Annotated in this window: 17 protein-coding genes; all 17 read right to left on the bottom strand. The window is 25.6% G+C overall.

The genetic code is table 11. The features are described from left to right. Positions 1-890 (bottom strand): glycosyltransferase family 4 protein (locus CRU95_RS14975; RefSeq protein WP_164969809.1); only part of this gene is annotated, 890 nt, incomplete at its 3' end. Continuing rightward, a complete protein-coding gene (locus tag CRU95_RS14970; RefSeq protein WP_129101929.1) occupies positions 887-1777 on the bottom strand; it encodes an NAD-dependent epimerase/dehydratase family protein in 891 nt (296 codons plus the stop codon). The genes CRU95_RS14975 and CRU95_RS14970, both read right to left, overlap by 4 nt. Next, the gene (locus CRU95_RS14965; protein ID WP_129101928.1) at positions 1774-2892 is read right to left on the bottom strand and encodes a glycosyltransferase family 4 protein; all 1119 of its coding nucleotides are present in this window, start codon (positions 2890-2892) and stop codon (positions 1774-1776) included. The genes CRU95_RS14970 and CRU95_RS14965 overlap by 4 nt, the downstream gene beginning before the upstream one ends. Then, positions 2889-3668, bottom strand: a complete 780-nt coding sequence (locus CRU95_RS14960; protein WP_129101927.1) for a glycosyltransferase — start codon at positions 3666-3668, stop codon at positions 2889-2891. Before CRU95_RS14960 ends, CRU95_RS14965 begins: the two co-directional genes overlap by 4 nt. Further along, positions 3661-4827, bottom strand: coding sequence for a glycosyltransferase (locus CRU95_RS14955; RefSeq protein WP_129101926.1), 1167 nt, complete (start codon positions 4825-4827; stop codon positions 3661-3663). The genes CRU95_RS14960 and CRU95_RS14955 overlap by 8 nt, the downstream gene beginning before the upstream one ends. Continuing rightward, complete coding sequence (locus CRU95_RS14950) at positions 4824-5846, bottom strand: hypothetical protein (RefSeq protein ID WP_129101925.1); 1023 nt, start codon at positions 5844-5846, stop codon at positions 4824-4826. The genes CRU95_RS14955 and CRU95_RS14950 overlap by 4 nt, the downstream gene beginning before the upstream one ends. After that, a complete protein-coding gene (locus tag CRU95_RS14945; RefSeq protein WP_129101924.1) occupies positions 5843-6889 on the bottom strand; it encodes an acyltransferase in 1047 nt (348 codons plus the stop codon). The genes CRU95_RS14950 and CRU95_RS14945 overlap by 4 nt, the downstream gene beginning before the upstream one ends. Continuing rightward, the gene (locus CRU95_RS14940) at positions 6886-7851 is read right to left on the bottom strand and encodes a glycosyltransferase family 2 protein (protein WP_129101923.1); all 966 of its coding nucleotides are present in this window, start codon (positions 7849-7851) and stop codon (positions 6886-6888) included. Before CRU95_RS14940 ends, CRU95_RS14945 begins: the two co-directional genes overlap by 4 nt. Then, on the bottom strand, positions 7835-8965 hold the full coding sequence (locus CRU95_RS14935) for a glycosyltransferase family 10 domain-containing protein (protein ID WP_129101922.1): 1131 nt from the start codon (positions 8963-8965) through the stop codon (positions 7835-7837). Before CRU95_RS14935 ends, CRU95_RS14940 begins: the two co-directional genes overlap by 17 nt. 4 nt (positions 8966-8969) lie before the next feature. After that, on the bottom strand, positions 8970-9872 hold the full coding sequence (locus CRU95_RS14930) for a glycosyltransferase family 2 protein (RefSeq protein WP_129101921.1): 903 nt from the start codon (positions 9870-9872) through the stop codon (positions 8970-8972). Beyond that, positions 9865-10572: an FkbM family methyltransferase gene (locus CRU95_RS14925; RefSeq protein WP_164969808.1), complete on the bottom strand. Its 708-nt coding sequence runs from the start codon at positions 10570-10572 to the stop codon at positions 9865-9867. Before CRU95_RS14925 ends, CRU95_RS14930 begins: the two co-directional genes overlap by 8 nt. After that, positions 10562-11890 (bottom strand): lipopolysaccharide biosynthesis protein RfbH, encoded by a 1329-nt coding sequence (gene rfbH / locus CRU95_RS14920; RefSeq protein ID WP_129101919.1) that lies wholly within the window; start codon positions 11888-11890, stop codon positions 10562-10564. Before rfbH ends, CRU95_RS14925 begins: the two co-directional genes overlap by 11 nt. After that, positions 11891-12814, bottom strand: coding sequence for an NAD-dependent epimerase/dehydratase family protein (locus tag CRU95_RS14915; protein ID WP_129101918.1), 924 nt, complete (start codon positions 12812-12814; stop codon positions 11891-11893). 2 nt (positions 12815-12816) lie between these two features. Further along, the gene (locus tag CRU95_RS14910) at positions 12817-14565 is read right to left on the bottom strand and encodes a thiamine pyrophosphate-binding protein (RefSeq protein WP_129101917.1); all 1749 of its coding nucleotides are present in this window, start codon (positions 14563-14565) and stop codon (positions 12817-12819) included. Further along, on the bottom strand, positions 14562-15656 hold the full coding sequence (rfbG, locus tag CRU95_RS14905) for a CDP-glucose 4,6-dehydratase (protein ID WP_129101916.1): 1095 nt from the start codon (positions 15654-15656) through the stop codon (positions 14562-14564). Before rfbG ends, CRU95_RS14910 begins: the two co-directional genes overlap by 4 nt. Then, positions 15656-16429, bottom strand: coding sequence for a glucose-1-phosphate cytidylyltransferase (gene rfbF / locus CRU95_RS14900; RefSeq protein ID WP_129101915.1), 774 nt, complete (start codon positions 16427-16429; stop codon positions 15656-15658). The genes rfbG and rfbF overlap by 1 nt, the downstream gene beginning before the upstream one ends. Continuing rightward, a complete protein-coding gene (locus tag CRU95_RS14895) occupies positions 16426-18123 on the bottom strand; it encodes an ABC transporter ATP-binding protein (protein WP_309109228.1) in 1698 nt (565 codons plus the stop codon). Before CRU95_RS14895 ends, rfbF begins: the two co-directional genes overlap by 4 nt. Between the last annotated feature and the right edge of the window lie 29 nt (positions 18124-18152).

Below are 18152 nucleotides of genomic sequence, written 5' to 3'. Positions count from 1 at the left end.
AAAAAAATATTTGAAACATCGTATACAATAACAAATAATAATATATTGATAAAGATAGATGCTATTACTACTTTACTATGACTCCAACCACTTTGAGTAAGTCTTTGATAAGTATGTTTTTTGTGTGCTTGACTTAGCTTTTCACCATTTTTTTTCCTTCTATAAAGTGTTAAAGTGGCATCAAACCAAAAAACTCCAAACAAAATAATCCACATCCAGAAGTTTGTACTCTCTTTATTTGCATAATAAATAGTAATTACAGCTATATTGTAACCTAAAAGAGTACTTCCAACATCACCCATAAATATCTTAGCTTTATGCCAGTTCCAAATTAAAAATCCTAATACAGCAACAGCTAAAACTAAAAAATGATTTCCACCAAACAAAGTAAATCCAGCAAGGGCTAAAAATAAGGCTTCACTTCCTGCATAACCATCAATCCCATCTAAGAAATTATAAAGATTTATAAACCAAATAATCATCAAAAAAGCAAAAACATTAGTAAAAATTTGATTATCTATAGAAAACAGACCAAAATCAAGACTTCCCAAACCACCTAAAACATATAATCCAAATAAAGAAACAAGTGATTGAACAATAAGTCTTAATTTTGCACTTAGTTCAAATAAATCATCAAAAAAACTAACTACAGAAATAATAATCCCAACTAAAAGTGCATAAAAAAGTGTATGGTCAATTTGTTTTGTAAAATATAAATAAATCAAACCAATAAACCAAGTAATTGCAATAGCAATACCTCCTCCATGAGGGGTAGGAGTAGTATGAGAGCTTCTATCATTTACATGAGCAACAAGAGACTTTTTGATAGCATAGTTCTTTATTAAATATGTTAAAAAAAAAGAGACTACCAATAAAACTAAATAAATCAAATATCCTCTCCTTTAATCATATACTTTATTCCCTCTTCCACACTATATGGATTTTTAAGATTTAATTTTTCTTTTGTTATTATATTATCAATTTCTAAACTTCCATAAAGTCTTTTATGAAAAGATGGCTTGAATAATTTTAATAAACTTTCAAAAAATGGTATTTTTATTAAACACACTTTTTTATCTAAATTTTTAGCGATAAGTTCAATAAGCCTAGTAGTACTTAAAGGTTCATCATCACTGGCTAAAAATATTCCACTTTTTTCTTGTTTTATTACCACATCTACTAAATGACAAAGATTTCCTATATAAACCATACTTCGTTTATTCTCAATTTTTCCAAAAGGTAATAGTGGCACTTTATTTGTTAGATTTACAAGTGATTTAATATTTGCTTTTACGCCATATCCATATACTATGGGAGTTCTTATAATACTTACTTTAAAATTTTCATCTTCTAACTTTCCAAGCTCAAGTTCTGCTGTAAATTTACTTTTACCATATCCATCTTCTGGACTACAAGTACTATTCTCGTTATATTTATTAGTAGTTTCTTCTCCATATACTTTCACTGTACTCATAAAAACAAATTGTTTTACACCATTCTCTTTTGCTTTTCTAGCTAACTCTAAAGTTTGAGTTACATTTATTCTTTCATATTCACTTGTACTTGCACCACTCATTTGATGCACCAGTGAAGAAAGATGAAATACTACATCTACTCTATTACAATCTAAAGTATTTATATCATTTTTTAAAAAGCTAAAAGTTTTTATATTGTATTTATTTTTATATTTATTTATGAAATAGCTTCCTATAAAACCATTTGAGCCAGTAATTAATATTTTTTTATAAATCGAATTGTTTTTATCACAATGTATCATACATTTTTCTCATATATCTCAAAATGTTTTTTTACAACTTTTTTTATATCAAACTCTTTTTCTGCTAATTCTCTACCAGCTTTTCCCATACTATTTCTTAAGTTTTCATCTATTATCAGTTTTTCAATCATTTGAGCCAGTGATTCAGAATTTCTTACTTTACATAAAAGTCCTGTAACATCAGGCTCAATAGCATCACGACAACCAGGTACATCTGTAGTGACTACTGCTCTACCACAAGCAGCAGCTTCAATAAGAACTTTTGGTAAACCTTCTCGATAAGAAGGAAGAACTATTATATTTGAATCTGAAAATACACTTGCAACATTATTTGTAAATCCATATACATTTACAAAACCTTCTTCTTTTATCTTTTTAATATCTTCAATAGTTAAACTTGCTGGATTATCAATATCTATATCCCCATATAGTTCAAATTCTATATTTGGAAATTTTTGTTTTAAGATTTTTACAGCGCTAACATACTCAAAAATACCTTTATCTCTTAAAAGTCGGCAAACCATAGAAACTTTTATATTCTCAACATTTTCTTTTTTATAACCATATTGGGACAAATCAACTCCTGCACCTCTAATAGTCCCAATTTGAGCATCATTAACAGCATTTAGACTTTTTATAAGTTCTTTATCATAAATATTTTCAGTTATAATTGAATTATTTTTACCATTTATTGCTATTTTGTACAAAGTTTTTACTAAATTCCTTGTAAAAAAACCTTTTAATCCTTTCGTAATAAAAACATAACCAAGTCCAGTTATATAAAAAACTTTTGTTGGAATTAAAAAAAATCTTGAAGCTATTCCTCCATAAAGAATAGGTTTAATAGTAAAAAACTCCAATATTTGCGGATTAATAGATTTTATTATCTTATACATTTCAACTATTGTTTTCAATTCAGTTTTTATACTCATACCACTTCTTGATATAGATAATGAATGAACTACAAATCCTAAACTTTCTAAATACTCTTTTTTTTCAGTTATTCCACAAGCAATATGAACTTCATAGTCTCTTTTTAGTCCTTCCAACCCAACAGGTAAAAAATGAGATACAAAAAACCAATCAACATTTATTATATAAAGTATTTTTTTCATTTCCATCTTTTTTTTAAAAATTTAAATCGTATAGCTTTAAGATAAGTAATTATTGCATATAAAGGATACTCTCTAAACACATTTAATTCTTTTAATGTAACCAATACACCATCTGAGACTCTTTTTTTACTCTTTGTAATTGCATTATCGTGTATTCTGTATTTTATCAAATATCTTTTTAAATTTGAACATTTATATTTTGCAAGAATATGCATAAAAAGATTATAATCTTCTCCTATAATAATTTTACTATTAAAAAATTTAATTGTATTATCTAATGCTTCTTTCCTTATTAGTACTGATTGATTATTAATTTCATATTTAAAAAGCATTTTTTTAAATAAATATCCATTTTCATATTTTGGCAAAAATTTGTGAATTATATAGCCATTTTTATTAATCCAATATCCACCAGTGTAACAGAGCATTATGTCAGGATTTTTCATTAAAAAATTTACTTGGCATTCTAGCTTTTCTTTTAACCAAAGATCATCACTATCTAGGAAAGCTATAAAACTTCCATTTACAAATGGTATGGCATTATTTTTAGCAAGAGAAGGCATCCCCCCATTCTTTTCTAAATAAATGCCCTTTATTCTTTTATCTTCAAACTCAAACTTTTTTATTATATCCTTAGTAAAATCAGTAGAACAATCATCAACAATTATTAGTTCCCAATTATCATATGTTTGTTCTAAAATAGAGTTTATAGAATCAGTTATATATTTTTCAGTATTATATGCAGGCATGATTATACTTACCAAAGGATTACTCACTATAAAACATCCTTGAAACTATACTTTTTGATTTATATGTTTTTTCTTTAAAAAGTCGCCATGAAATTTCATAAACTATTCTTCTCGCAAATCTTTTACTTTTTTCTTCATCAAAAATTTTACCACTAATGAATAACAAAACTTTTTTAATTATTCTTAAAAGATAACTTTTTTTATGTTCTTTTATTACTTCATTCATATCTACATTAATAAGATTACTCTTATCAATTTCTGTTACATAATCGATTATATCCTTCAGCCTATTAGAATAAGCATAATGAGATGAACTCTTCATAAAACTATTTTGAACTATTTCATCCCTCTTTTCATGATTATTAAGATAGTATTTTATTTTTACTAGTGCATCATCTAAACTTTCAAAAATTATAATTTCTTCATTATTAAAAACATTATTAAGATTCTTAGCATTCTCTGTTAATAAAAAACCTCCACTTCCTGTTACTTCAAAGACTCTTGCTTTGATTTGATTTTCACCACTACTATTTGCAAAGTTTAAGCTAATAATACTTTGATTAAATATTTTAGGAATATCTTCAGCTTTAAGAGAACCACCATTCCAGCCATATCCAAAGCACTTAACATTTATACCCAATCGTTTTAATTCTTCTATCTTTTCTTTTCTATCACCATGTGCAGCACCAACAAAAGTAACTTCATATTTACAATCCTTTGACAAAGAAGGTTTCTCAACCCATTGAACGGGTACTCCCCAACCGCTCAAAATAGCATTTGCACCTTGTTTTTTATATAAAGGAATAAATTCTTCATATGTCGTAACAATCAAGTCAAAATGTGTAGCAAAAAACTTACTATGTTCTTTATATTTCCAACTATCATCTGTGCACCAATTTATTGTTTTACAATCAAAATTAAACCTTATATAATCCCATGTTTCAATCCAAATTTCATATAAAAATTGAACATTAAAAATAATATCAGGTTTTTCTTCTTCAACTTTCTTTATTAAAGCTAAATTCAAATCTATAAAGTTTTCAAAAAGAGTCTTATCCCATGTATCAAAAAAGACCATTTCATATCCTAATTTCTCGAAGGCAGGTATAAAAGAAAAATATTCTGTATTAATTCCTCTACCTTTATCACCATATTGATATTTTCCAAAGGTACAAAGTATTTTCATCTAAATATTTTCCTAAATAATAATTTCCAAGCCCATGTTTGAAATAATAGACTTATATAATATAATACTTTTGATAATAACAGATAATTATTATCACTATTTTCTTTTATTTCTAAAGATTTAAGGTGGCTAATTAATTCATTCGTACATTTGTGTATTGACAAATTCTTTTCCACGAACTCTCTTGGTTTAAATTTATCTAAATTATCATTCATGTAATTAATAGATTCAATTAATTTTTCAACTTTAAATATTTTTATACCACAGTTTTCATCAAAATAAGGAGCACTTGACGTTTTAACTGTAGCTAATACTCTTGGAAATTTATACTTATAAGAATTTCTAGAATCATCTGACATAGTATCAAAAAGAGAAATTGCATCTAAAACAATAATAGGAATATTCGAAGCAAGCGCTTCTTGTAAACCTATTCCTTGACTTTCACTACATCCAATCCATATACAAAATTTTGATTTATTTAAAGCATTTTTATATTCTTCTTCTTTGTAATGTCCATATTCAATCAAAATATATTTTTCTTTCTTTTCATTTAAAACATCTATAACATTATTTAAAATATTTTTATCTCTCATTTTAAAATAGACAAGAATAGTATCATTTTCCAAATTTTCTATTTCTATAAAGCTATCTAAGTCGATGCCAACAGGCCAAGACTTTAATCTCATTTCATTGAAATTTAATTCTTTCCAAATGTTTACAGTCCATTCACTAGGGTGAAGATATATACTGTCTTTTGTAAGTTTTTTTCTAAATACAGGTAAGTCTTTGGGCAATATTGCAGTATTGGGACCTACTACAACTGATTTATTTAGAAGACTTGCCTCTATTATTGCTCTTTGGTTATCATGTATCCAATTATATTTATAATTGTTTATCGGTTTATTAAATACATATTTTATTCCTAACCTATCTAAGCCTTTTAAAGTATTAATTAAAACTTTTTTAGGTCCAACAATCTTATCTTTATATATTTGATTTGAAATTATGTTTAATATCATCTACTAACTCGTTTTAATAAAACTGTATCTTTTAACTTTAAAGAAGGTTTTTCAATAAATTTCCAAGATAAAGTTGAAATAAAAATAGTAAGAATAATTAGTAAAAATAAGTATTTAATGTCACCTACTAAATTAATTTCAATAAAAATATTTATTATAACTAAATGATAAATATATATTCCATACGATATATCATTTTTTAATGTAATTAAATTAAAATTGACTTTTGAATATGCTAATGAAAAAATTAAAGGTACCAATAAAAATACTAAAATTGAATAATAATAATCTTTTGGGATTAAACAGTAAATAATACAAATATATCCAAAAACTAAATATAAAGTAATAAGGTATACAAATTTACCTTTTAATAGTTTTTGAATAATCCAATAGTTTTTTTGAATGAATACTCCAAATAAAAACATATATAAATAAGGCAATATAGTTATAAAAACTAGTTTAACTATAAAAGATGTTGAATCTAAATTTTTAAAAACTAAATTAACAGAAAATGAAATAAAAAATAAAATCACTAGAGTTTTTGATAAATTATTTTTAAATAAACCATATAAGATTGGTACCAAAACATAAAATTGTAATTCAATAAAAATTGTCCACAAAGTACCATTTAAATTACCCATTCCATAATCATTGAAAATATTATTATGATAAAATTGTAAAAAAGTTGCTCTTGCAAAAAACCATTTTATACTTGTAGCAAAAGAAACACTGTTTTCAAAAAATATATACATTGTAATAATAGCTATAACTAAACTAACCCAAAGAGCTGGATAAATTCTCAAGACCCTATTTTTTGTATATTTCCAAATATTATTATCTCTTTCATAAGAAGCTGAAATTAAAAATCCACTCATAACAAAAAATATTGGTACACCGGGAAATAAACTTAAAAATTCGACAATATTTTTAGGTATTTGATCTAATTTTAAATATCCAATAGAATGCATAATCATCACTTGAAATGCAGCAAAAAGTCTTATAAAATCAAAATTATTTCTAAAAAAACTCTTTTCTAGTATCAAGAATATTCTCCTAAGTATCTTCTGCTTGCTCTATATATCTTATAAAAATAATATACCCTTAGATAAAATAATATTTTGCTTACTTTTAATTCAAAATAAGATATTTTCAACTCTTTATGAAGCAAAGAAATATACTCTTGAAAAGAAAAATCTTTATTTATAAAATTATTATATTCCCAATAACAATATTTGTAAAAATTAATATAAAAAATTATTTTTGAAATAAAAGAACTATTTCCACTAAATATAATATTATAATATTTTTTGTGTAAAGAAATTGTCTGATTATAAAAAGGTCCTGAACTATTATCTTTACTATCTTGACTGGTATGAACACGATATTGAATATATTGTCCTTTAAAAAGTGCTATATTACCATCTTTTGCACAATCATATACTAAAGGTCTATCTGCTATTTTCCCATAAGTTTCAAAATCAATTTTCGAGTTCTTAAAATTTTTAGTTTTGTAAACTGCTGTTGAAAAATTTAAAGGAAAGCCAGCATAAATTAAGGCTGCAAAATCAGATAGTTTTTCAAAAATTCTTGGATTATATGAATAATCTTTAAAATCAAAAAAAGAAGGTTTATTTGTACTTTTCATTCCACTACAAATTAAATTTATATAAGGCTTTTCATTTATTGTTTTTAATACATATTCAAAATATTTAGGATGAAGGATATCATCATCATGTAGTAATATTACATACTCTTTATTTGCATAATTTTGTGCTCTTTGAAAATTCCAAAGAGAGCCATTGTTTTTTTCATTTGAAAATAATTTAATACTTTTATCATTTAAACTAAGAATTGCTTCTTGTGTTCCATCAGAACTCCCATTATCTAAAATAACTATCTCTTTTAATTCTATAGTTTGTTTTTTTAAAGATTTAATCATAGATAAAATATATTCTTTTCTATTATATGAAAGTAAAAAAATATCAATGTTATTTATTGTAAACACTATATTCCTCTACTTTCTCAACAATTTTAGAAGCAAATGATTCATAAGAATATTTTTTTCCTTCTTCACTGCTTAAAAATTCTTTTCCATTATTTATGTACTCTTTTGCCTTTAACTCATCTAAAGTTAGTAAATATTTTTCAAGCTTTTCAATATCATTAAAGTCTCTTAAATCAATATAACAATTTTTGGGAATATACTTTTCTATATTTGTTGCACCCAGATATAAAGGTATTATTCCAGATATGAAACAATGGATAATTTTTTCTGTGATATAGCCTTCCATGGATATATTTTCAAAGCAAATTGCAAACTTATACTCTGATAAAGTTAAAATTTTATTATCTATAAATTTTGGATTTAACTTCAAAATTATTTCTTTTAATTCCTCTCTATCTTTTTTCTCAAATCTTTCAAACTCTTTCCAATTAGTGCCATATAGTTTTAACACATTCTTTTTTGCAAAATATTTTATAAATTTTAATCTTTTTGAGTGGAGTTCATTCTTTTGTGCTGTTTTAAAAGAGTTTGAAATAACTTTATATATTCTATGAATAATCCATATTATTTTATTTTTAATAGCATCTTTTGGTATGGGAGAAAAACCTCCTTTATTTGCAGCAATCATAATTATAAATTTTCTACTATTCCAATCTTTATTATATGAAATATCTTTCAAAGAATAAGAAGGAAAATAAAATTGACTATTTTTATTATTATCAATTTTTTGATTTATTATTTTAAATGAGCCATCAAATAAAGCCTTGAACATAAAAGGTCTAGATATTCTATTTAAATTATCATAAAAAAAATAACTAAATAATGGAGATTCTGCTGCCATCAAAATAAATGCTTTTGCACCTAGTTTAAATAACTCTTTACCATGTTTAGAATTTAATTCTTGAATTATTAAAATATTAGTAGCATCTATTTTATTTTCATTAATCATTTTTAATGCAATATCACCACTTAAAACATCATAATTTAATTCTTTTACCAAATCAGCAAAAATAGGGAACCAACTTGCTCCAAAATATTTTTTACAATGTTCTTTATCTAAAACTTTATTATTCCAAAAAACAGGAATATTTGAACAAATAGCAATAGCTTTCATTAATTTATCTATTTTTATATTTTTTTAATACTAAAAACAATGGAGTAAGAAAGTACCAAATTAAAAGTTTAAATTTAAAAAAGAAAGAGTAATTTGAAATATATGCTTTTGCATATATTGAATTTTGAGATGCAATTTTGTCTCTTTTTTTAATAAACCAATGTCTTAAATTTTTAAACTTAGACCATTCTATAATAAATTCTTTTTTTAACTTATCTTCAAATAACTCAGCTAATAAAACAAATCCAAAATAACTTTTACTATAAGAAGCACTTATTGCAGGAGGTAAGTTAGTTTCTGGCACAAAAAAAGAAGAAGATCCAATCCTCCCAATCTCTGCAGTTTTATTATAAAAAGAATCTATCAATATCGCTAAATGTGCAAAGCAAGTGTAAATATGTTGAAATCCAATAGGGATAGATTCTTTTATAAAATCACTTTTATATATGACATTACTAATTAATCCACTACCATCAGAAATTTTTATATTTTTATTATATAAATCAGCTTGATTCCAAGTAGCATAACTAAGATTTTCTATATAATGAAATGTAAAAAATAATAAATCGAAATTATTATTATTTAAGATTTCTAGTACTCTTTCAACTGCATCTTTTTTTAGTAAATCGTCATCACTTAATATCCAAATGTATTTAGAGTTTTGTGAAACTATAAATCCATTAAATATATTTGCATCAGCACCAACATTTACAAAATTTTTTATATATAAAATGTTATTATTAAGACAAAATGCTTTTACTTTCTCATAACCTATTCTATCAGTTGAACAATTATCACTTACAATCACAGTTATATTATCATTATTAATTGTTTTTATTAAATTAAGTTGTTTCAACACAGATTCTGCACGATTATATGTTGGAATATATATTGTTAACTTATTCATTATTTTTAACAAAAAATGAATTTAAGCCATTAAAATACTTTAATTCATACCCATAAGGTCTTAAAAAATCTATATGTTCATAAATTACATTAGAACTATCACTTAAACCATTTGATTCAAGAATAATTAATTTTGGTTTATATATATTCCAATTATTACTTCTCAAAACTTCCATTTCAAACCCTTCTACATCAATTGACAAAAAATCTATTTCTTTTATATTATATTCTTCAAAAATATTTACTAAACTATTAACCTTAACTTTTATTGTTTGATTCAATTTATATCCATAATTTAGATACTCATTTTTGGCATTTTCAGAGAATGTTGATAATGTGTCTGCTTCAAAACAAAAAAAATCTAATTCTTTTTTATCTTTCCCTACTCCAATATTAAGATTTATATCTCTTACTCTTTTATTAAATTTTTTAAATGAAATTGGATTTGGTTCAACATTAATTCCTTTCCAGCCCTTTTTATAAAACATTTTAGTATTACTAAATCTATCTGGATGATTTGCTCCAATATCAATATAAAATCCATCTTTTTTTTTAGTTAATAGTTTTTCAATAAGTTTATCTTCACCATATTGAGCATACGAATTTGTAAAAAATGATTTTATGTAAGTATTAAAAAGATTTCTACAATAATAATAAAAACCTCTAAAATATTGCCAACCTTTTGTATGTCTAATATTCATACACATACTCCTTAATTATATTTATCATATATCTTATTGCTTCATCACCCATTCCAGGATATACACCTATCCAAAAACTGTCATTCATTATTTTATCTGTATTTTTTAAATCTCCAATTTGTTTATACTCTATATCTTTTTCTAAAGATTCAAATAAAGGATGTCTTAGCATATTTCCTGCAAAAAGATTTCTTGTTTGAATATTATTCTTTTCTAAATATTCAACTATCTCATTTCTACTAAATTTTACATCATCTTTTAGTGTTAACATAAATCCAAACCAACTAGGATCTGAGTTTGGCTGAGCTACAACCAAAGTAAACTCTTTTATCTCTTTTAAACCATCATATAATTTTTTAAAATTCTCTTTTCTTTTTTCAACAAATAGTGGGAATTTCTCTAATTGAGCTACACCAATTGCTGCTTGCATATCTGTTGCTTTAAGATTAAATCCAAAGTGAGAATAAACATACTTATGATCATATCCTTTAGGTAAACTTCCAAAACTTTGAGAAAATCTAGATTTACAAGTATTATCGACACCACTCTCACACCAACAATCCCTTCCCCAGTCTCTCATTGAAAGCATTATCTTTTTAAGAAGTGGATTATCTGTGTATGTTGCTCCGCCTTCACCCATTGTCATATGATGTGGAGGATAAAAGCTACTTGTACCAATATCTCCCCAAGTACCAGTCGGTCTTCCTTCATAAGTAGAACCTAAAGCATCACAATTATCTTCTATTAACCAAAGGTTATGCTTATCACAAAAATCTTTTACAGCTTTTATATTAAAGGGATTCCCTAGTGTATGTGCTATCATAATAGCTTTTGTTTTAGTTGATAATGCTAATTTTAATTGTGAAACATCAATATTAAAATGGGTAAGTTCCATATCTACAAATACAGGAACAGCCCCATATTGTACAATTGGTGCAACTGTAGTTGGAAATCCAGCAGCAACAGTGATAACCTCATCTCCTCTTTTAATTTGTCTTTCTTTAAGAAGAGGAGAAGTAAGTGCATAAAAAGCAAGAAGATTTGCAGAACTTCCTGAATTTACTAAAAAAGACCATCTTACATTTAAAAATTTTGATAATTCATTTTCAAACTTTTTTGAATAGCTACCATACGTCAACCAAAAATCTAAAGAACTATCTACAAGGTTTACCATCTCCTTTTCATCAAATACACGCCCTGCATAATTAACTCTAGATTCTCCATTTACAAATTTAACTGATTGTTGCTTTTTATGAACTAATTCATAATATTCTCTTGTTTTATTTAAAATTTCTTCTTTTAATTCTTCTTCTCTCACTCATTTTCCTTTCCACATATTTTCTATTTTTTTAAGATATGGGTCATTAATTATCGTATTTTTGTCCAAATTCTCAAGATTATAACTAAAATACCCTCTCATCTTTGTTATAGCATCTTTATGAGATGTAAAAGTTAACTCTTTTATTTCTTTTATTAACCTATCATTATTAGATGTATATTCATTATTTAAATCATCATTCAAAACTTTTACTTCTGATGTGAAAGTACTTGTTGCATTAACTAAATTTGCTAAGGTTAATAAATCAGTTTTTTTGCCCGTTGTCACATTATATATTTTTTCTTTGTTTTCATTGTGAATAAACCAATCTATTATTTTCACTAAATCATCTATATAAATATAATCAAAATAAACATTTTTATTTATTATGATTGGAAGATGAAATAAATTCTTAACTATAGCATTAGATATAAACTTAAATTTATAGTTTTCATATTCACCATAAGCACCAAATATTCTAAGCTGAACTATTTTTTCAGATTTTTCAATATACTTTGATGTAATCGATTTATAAAACCCATATTCATCTAAAGGCTGAATTTTCAAATAATCATCTTCTTTTGCAGCAACTATAGGTTTATGTTTTCCGTACTCAGCCCCACTACCAAATGATATTATCTTTTTTACATTCTTCTCATGCTTTGCAATATTATAAAATATACGAAGATTATACTCTGTTGCATTTTTCATATCAATGCTATTTCTATCCCCACCGCGATTTGCTAGATGAATTATAATATCAATCTTATTATTCAAAATATACTTATCAACACTCTCTTCATCGTATAAATCAAGTTCTATACTTGATGGAATATATAATTTATAAAAAAAATAATTATTTTGAAAATATTCTTTTAAATGTCTCCCTAGAAAACCATTTGAACCAGTAATAAAAATATTCATGCTTAATCTTCTAAAGGTTTTATTACCATCAGTGAATGGAGTTCATTTTTTGAAATAAAAGGATGCATATCTTCGATTGGCTTATTAACAATTAATTTTGGTTCAACCGTAGTCATTTGAACAGGTAACTCTATATTAATTAATTCTGGTTCATCATTTGAAAAAATGTCATTAAATTCAATTTCTATATTTTTAATATCTTTGATTATTCTAGATTTTAGTCCATATGCTTTAGCAATTTCAACTAAATTAGGTACACTATAATCGTCAATTGTTCCTGAATATCTTTTATCAAAATATAGTTCTTGAAATTGTCTTACCATCCCAAGATTTTTATTATTTAAAATAAATATCTTAATAGGAAGTCTTCTCCTTTTAATTACTTCAAGTTCTTGTATATTCATTTGAATACCACCATCACCAGCAATTACAATAGTCCTTTTTTGAGATGCAATACAAGCACCGATAGCACAAGGTAATGCAAATCCCATCGCACCCATTCCACCAGAAAAAAGAACTCTTTGGTTATTTTTAGTAGCTAATGACTGCGCTACCCACATTTGGTGTTGTCCAACATCAACACTTACAACTTCATCTTTTAAATATTTTGAAATTGTTGAAACAACTTTATTTGGAATTTTTATGTTTTTATCTATTCCTATCGTTGAACTAAATCTTTCTTTGTATGAATTTAGTATTTCAAGCCAAGGTAAAATATCTATATTTATTTCTTTTTTATTAAGAATCTCAATAAAATCTTTTACATTACTATTAATCTCAATATCAATTTTTATTTTAGAACCTAATTCATTTTTATCAATATCGACTTGAATAACTTTTGCTTCTCTTGCAAAAGTTTCAAGATTAGTACCAGTTTGTCTCGTATCTAATCGTGACCCAAGCACCAATATTAAATCACTATTTGCTAATGCTAAATTCCCATATCTATTTCCATATGAACCAATAAGCCCAAAATTATACTCATAATCTTCACTTATAGCATCTTTCCCCATTAATGAATATACAATAGGAATATTATATTTTTTGACAAATTCTAATAATATTTCACTAGCATTAGATAGTCTTACGCCTCCTCCAATTAAGATAATTGGTCTTTTTGATTCATTTAAAGATAAAAATACATCAGAAAAATTTTTTACATTATCAGCTGAACTATATTCTTTATATTCTTCTGAATCAAAAAATGAATTTATTTCATTTAATTCAACCTCACTTCTTTGTATATTCATAGGAATATCAACTAATACAGGTCCTTTTCTTCCATTTTGTGATATAAAATATGCTTTTTCTAATTCATACTTTATGTTTTCTATTTTATCAATCATAACCGCATATTTCACAATTGGTTTAACAATACTTACTATATCTGTTTCTTGGAATCCTATTTGTCGTACTGGGTTATCATATTTATATTCATAAGTATTTACTTGTCCTGTTATAAACATTGTAGGAACAGAATCAAAATAACAACTTCCAATAGAAGTTATAAGATTAGTAGCACCTGGTCCACTCGTAGCAAAAGTAACTCCTGATTTTCCAGAAATTCTTGCATATCCTTCTGCTGCAAATGCTGCACCTTGTTCATGAATACAATTGATCATCTCTATATCTTTATTTTTATCAATTGAATGATATATATGAGCTACTGCACCACCAATATATCCAAATACTTTATTTATATCTTTTTCTAAAAGAAAATCAATTAAATAATCTGAAATTTTAGTTTTCATAATGTCCACTCTACTTTTTTTTCTTTTGCATCATTTATATAGCTCAGCAAATCTGATAATGTAGAAATTTGTTTATTTTCATAAAATTCTTTATACCATGTGACCGTTTTTTTAAATGTACTATTACTATCCCAAACATCATTCCATTTAAGTTGTATATGTGCTTTACTACAATCTAATTTTAAAAGATTAGCTTCATGAAGTTGATTTTGATCTTGATTTATCTCATAGTCAATCTTATCCCAGTATTTTTTTACGTTTTTTACAACTTCTTCTACAGTAATACTCCCCTCATCACTTGGACCAAAATTCCAAGCTTCAGAAAATTCCACTTTCTCTTCTAATAGTTTTTGTCCAATATTTAGATATCCACTAAGAGGCTCTAATACATGTTGCCAAGGTCTTGTCGCATGCGGGTTTCGAATGCTTACTTTCTTACCTTGCGAAACAGAAATCATAATATCTGTAAGCAATCTATCTTTTGCCCAATCTCCACCACCTATAACATTTCCCGCTCTACAAGATGCAAGTAGTGTATTATGAGTTTTTTTATAATCTTTAATATTAAAATATGAATTTCTATAAGAAGAAGCTAAAATATCTGCACACCCTTTAGAAGAGCTATATGGATCATACCCTCCCATTGGATCATTTTCTCTATATCCCCATATCCATTCTTTATTTTCATAAGCTTTATCACTTGTTATATTTACAATTGCTTTTACATTATTTTTTCTACAAGCTTCAAATACTTTTAGAGTTCCAATAACATTTGTTTCATATGTATTTACAGGATCATCGTAAGATAATCTTACAAGGGGTTGAGCTGCAAGATGAAATACTATATCTGGTTTATAAATTTTAAAAGTTTCATTTAACTTATCCAAATCTCTTATATCCCCAATTATTGAAATAATATCAAGATTTAAAAGTGAAATATGATTTGGAATAGTAGGAGCATCAAGTGAATATCCTATTACTTTAGCGCCCATTTGCTTTAACCAAAATACAAGCCAAGAACCTTTAAAACCTGTATGTCCTGTTACTAAAACTGTTTTATTTTTATATATCCCACCAAATAAGTTTTGCATTACCATACTTTCCACGGTGCTTTTTTCTCTTTCCAAAGTTTATTAAGTTTTTGATTATCTCTTAATGTATCCATAGGTTGCCAAAATCCACTATGTTTAAATGCTACCATATCTCCGTCTAATGCTAAGTTTTGAAGAGGTTCTTGCTCAAATACACAATTCTCATCATCACTTATATAGTCGAATACTTTAGGTTCACAGATAAAGAATCCTCCATTTATCCAACCTGCTTCAGTTTTTGGTTTTTCTATAAATTTTTTTATATTTTCATTATCATCAATATCAAGGTTTCCAAATCTAGCTTCAGGTTGTATCGCTGTCATTGTTACTGCTTTTCCATGTGATTTATGGAATTCTACACTTTTAGTTATATCTATATCACTTACACCATCACCATAAGTTAACAGGAAGGTTTCATCTCCAATATGATGTTGTGCTCTTTTTATTCTTCCACCAGTCATAGTATCAAGACCTGTATCTACTAATGTAACTTTCCATGGTTCACTTGTGTTATTATGCACTTCCATTTTATTTGTTTGCATATCAATAGTTACATCACTTTGATGAAGAAAATAATTTGCAAAATATTCTTTTATATAATATCCTTTATATCCAAGAAGTACTACAAAATCATTAAAACCATAGTGGCTATATATTTTCATAATATGCCAAAGTATTGGTTTCCCACCAATCTCCACCATAGGTTTTGGTTTTACATCAGTTTCTTCTGATATCCTTGTCCCATATCCACCTGCAAGTAATACTACTTTCATTTTATTTCCCCATTTTCTAAATTATAAATTTTGTCGCATTTTTCTATTGTAGTTAATCTATGTGCAATAATAATTAATGTCTTATTTTCACTTACATCATAAATTTCATCCATTATTTTAGCTTCTGTTTCATTATCTAAAGCTGATGTAGCTTCATCTAACACTAAAATTTCAGGATCATCATATAAAGCTCTTGCAATCGCTACACGCTGTTTTTGTCCACCACTTAATTTAACACCTTTCTCTCCAACTTCAGTTAAAATACCTTGATGATATTTATTTAAAAAATCAAATAGTTTTGCTTTTTTTAAAACTTCGATAACTTTTTTTTCATCAAAACTATCATCAAATGCAACATTTTGTGCAATATTTCCATCAAAAAGATATATATCTTGAGGTATATATCCTATTTTTTTTCTCCACAAAATCATATTCTCATTTGTAAGTTTAATATCATCGATTAAAACTGAACCTTCTACAGGTTTATACAAGCCCATAATTATATCAACTAAAGTACTCTTACCACTACCACTTTCACCAATAAATGCGATTTTAGAACCTTTTTTTATAGTCAAATTTACATTATTAATAATATAATTGTTTTTAACATATCCAAACTTCAAGTCATCTAATTTTATACTTTTTTTAAAATCAATTTTATTTTTATTTAATTTCTCAGTTTCAAATAATAAACTTTCAGACAAAATATCAGTAGACCTACTATAAAAAACTATTTGATTATATCCCGATAAAATTCTATTTACAGAAGGCATAAGTCTATATAGTCCCAAAATAAAAACAGATATCAATGCCATAAACTGAGAAATATTAGATTGATTAGTATATAACAAATATATAACAATAAAAATCAATAATATAAAACTAATAGCTTCTAAATATAATCGTGGTAAATGACTTAATGTTTCATTTATAATATTGGACTTTGAAAAACCTTTTGAGGTAATAGAAAACTTACCTAAAACTGATTCAATATTTACTTTGAGCTTAATAATTTTAAAGTTTCCAAAAGTAGAATTTAATGTTTCGTAAAAGTTTTTTTGAAAAGACTCCCTATTTATACCCTCTTTTTTGATTTTTTTTGTAACCGTTTTAATCAAAATAAAAGCATTCAACAAAAGAAAACATGTCAAAAAGAAAGTTATCTTCCAATCCATGAAAATCATAAAAGAATAAATAAATATTACAACAAATAACTCACTCAAAATAAATAATATGGAACTTAAAACCATTGTAAAATTTAATGCTTCATTTATAATTGTTTTTGATAAATTTGAACTATTTTCTTCTATGTAGTCTCTATAACTTCTTTGTAAAAAGTTTTTTAATAATTTTACAGATAATGTATAATAAATTCCTTTTGAAAATTTAGACAAAAAATAAAAATACGTTAAATTAAGAGCACTTCTAATTATATAAAAGAAGATTAATCCAACTCCAAATCCTATTACAAAATTTATTTCACTTGTAAAATTAAAAAAGTTATATATTATTTCAATATACTTATTTGTATGAATCTTTTCAAAATCACTTGCAACGGATACAAAAGGCATAATTATTGCAATACCTATCGTCTCAATTAAAGAAACAATTATAGAAAAGAAAAACATAAAAACTAAACTTCTTTTCCCTGTCTCTGATAAAAGTAATGATATCTTATTAAAATAGCTTCTCAAGCTAAGTATCTCCTCTCAATATTTAATAT

This window comes from Arcobacter sp. F2176 (assembly GCF_004116465.1).
GTDB classification, from domain to species: domain Bacteria; phylum Campylobacterota; class Campylobacteria; order Campylobacterales; family Arcobacteraceae; genus Arcobacter; species Arcobacter siniprincipis.
Note: the sequence above shows the minus strand (reverse complement) of the source record. Positions and strands in the feature narration are given on the sequence as shown.